Genomic DNA, 2,334 nt, shown 5'->3' with positions numbered 1-2,334 from the left:
GAATTCCTCCTGGAAGGTAACGATGCCGCTCTTGAAGGCCTCGAAGGCGACCTGCCGGTCGCGGAAATACTCCCAGCGCGTGCGGTCGAAATTATTGACGCCGACATTCACCGGCAGGTCCTTGCCCCAGTAGTCGGGAACCCGCTCGAATTCGATGAAGCGGCCTTGTTCGAACCGCCCCACCTTGTAGGGGCCGGACCCAAGCGGTGGTTCCAGCGTCGAGGCGTCGAAGTTCCGCGTCGACCAGAATTTCGCGGAGAAGACCGGCAGGCCTGCGACGACGAGGTGCAGGTCGCGACCGCGCTTCGGCGAAAGCGTGACGATGACGATGTCGTCGCCTTCCGCCACCGACGAGACCAGCTCGTTCAGGATCAGGCGGTAGGATGGGTGTCCCTTGCTCTTCAGGATATTCATGGAGAAGGCGACATCGGAAGCGGTCACCCGGCTTCCGTCATGGAAACGCGCCTCGGGCCTGAGCCGAAAACGGTAGGTCAGCCTGTCCCCGGAGATTGCGACGCTCTTCGCCAGCAAGCCGTAGAGCGCGCCTGGCTCGTCGCCGGAGCCGGACATCAGGCTGTCGAAGCACGCATCCATGCCAGCGGCGCCATCGCCCTGCAGCACGAAGGTGTTCAGCGTGTTGAAGGTGTCGAAGTTCTGGTTGCCGCCGGCCCGCTTGATCTGCAGCGTGATCGTGCCGCCCTTCGGGGCCTTCGGGTTCACATAGGCGAAATGCGGAAAATCCGCGGGGAGCGCCAGTTCGCCGAAAGTCGAGAGGCCATGAACCTCCCCGGTCTCGGCCAGGGCCCGGCCGGGCAGGCCCGCACTTGCCAGCGCTGCTCCACCGGCTTCGAGCAGCCTGCGGCGTGTGATGCGCATCGCCATGGTGCCTMGTCCTCCTGCAACTGATTCGCTGGCCGATTATGTCGACCCGTGAGGTCGATACCAGCGCGGAGAGGAGATTCCTCGCCATGGTGAGGGCAAGAGCATGGCGGGAGCAAGCAAAAGCCGGGCTCAAGGGCCCGGCTTGCAATCATTCAGGCGCGCCGAATCGACGCAAGACTCATGTCGGAAGCGGCTTCGGCGCATCCGCGAGCGTGTTGAGATAGGCGATCACGTCGGCACGGGTATCGGGCTTGGTCAGGCCGGCGAAAGCCATCGTCGTTCCTGGCATATAGGCCTTCGGACCCTTCAGGAAGCCGTCGAGCTGCTCGGCTTCCCACTTCTCGGAGGAATGGCCTTTCATCGCGGCCGAATAGCCGAAGCCGTCGATCGACCCCTTGCTGCGACCATAGACGTCAAAGAGATGCGGGCCGACCTTGTTGGCGCCGCCCTTCTCGAAGGTGTGGCAGGCCTTGCAGGCGCCGACAGCCTTTTCGCCACGGGCCGGATCGGCCTTGGCGAGACGTTCCACGATCGGCGCGTCCGCAACTGGAGCCGCAGCGGTTGCACCGCCGGCGGCAGCTGGCTCCGGACTCGGCAGATCGAAGCCGGGCACGGCCGGCTTGTGCGGCGCGAAGACAATGCCGGCGGCCATGTTCAGGGCCATCACCACGAGCAGCGTGGACAGTCCCGCGCCGGCAATCTTGTTCAGCTCGATATTCATCGCATCGAAACCCTTGGGCCTCGCCACAGGACAGGCAAGGCATAGCAGCGCTCCGGCCGGAGCCTGGGAGCGCCGACACACGGCCGTTGCTTAACCGCTTTGCGCGCTTCATTGCAACTCGTATAAGCACGCACCTCTTTGAGACCTTTTGACGCCTCCCGTCGCAGCCTCGCGACCTTCCCCCCAGAGCTGTTGCCGATGTCGGACCCGCTGATCCTGATTCCCGCCCGCATGCAGGCGACCCGCCTGCCCGACAAGCCTCTGGCAGACATCCTGGGCGAACCGATGATCGTGCATGTCTGGCGCCGAGCGATGGAATCGGGCGTCGGTGCCGTGGTCGTCGCCACTGACGAGCCGCGCATCGTCGCGGCCATCGAGAAGGCCGGGGGGAGAGCGGTGATGACCAGCATCCACCACCAGACCGGCTCGGATCGAATCAAGGAAGCGGCGGATATCGTCGACCCGCAGGGGCGCCACGACATCATCGTCAACGTCCAGGGAGATTTTCCCACGCTTGAGCCGAGCGCGATCGCTGCCGCGGTGAAGCCGCTTGCGGACGCGGCCGTCGACATCGCGACCCTGGCCGGGGTCATTACCGACGAGGACGAGAAGACCGCACCGAGCGTCGTCAAGCTGATCGGCAGCGAGATCAGTCCTGGCCGGATGCGCGCACTCTACTTTACCCGTGCCACCGCGCCGAGCGGCGAGGGGCCGCTCTATCACCATGTCGG

3 protein-coding genes are annotated in these 2,334 nt (G+C 64.8%); 1 reads left to right on the top strand and 2 read right to left on the bottom strand.

The genetic code is table 11. From position 1 onward, the window contains the following. Both AC1DJT_RS36195 and AC1DJT_RS36190 read right to left on the bottom strand, forming a co-directional pair. A partial coding sequence (locus AC1DJT_RS36195; protein WP_476836006.1) for an ABC transporter substrate-binding protein occupies positions 1–876 on the bottom strand: 876 nt, incomplete at its 3' end. A gap of 184 nt (positions 877–1,060) precedes the next feature. Continuing rightward, entirely contained in the window at positions 1,061–1,603 is a 543-nt protein-coding gene (locus AC1DJT_RS36190; protein WP_476836005.1) for a c-type cytochrome, read from the bottom strand. Positions 1,604–1,801: 198 nt separating this feature from the next. On the opposite strand from AC1DJT_RS36190, the gene AC1DJT_RS36185 reads away from it, so the two are divergent. Beyond that, the coding region (locus AC1DJT_RS36185) for a 3-deoxy-manno-octulosonate cytidylyltransferase (protein ID WP_476836004.1) at positions 1,802–2,334 on the top strand (533 nt) is incomplete at its 3' end.

Source organism: Allobosea sp. 05T422_2, from assembly GCF_056396265.1.
The sequence above is the reverse complement of the archived record's forward strand: the minus strand, read 5'-3'. Positions and strand labels throughout refer to the sequence as shown.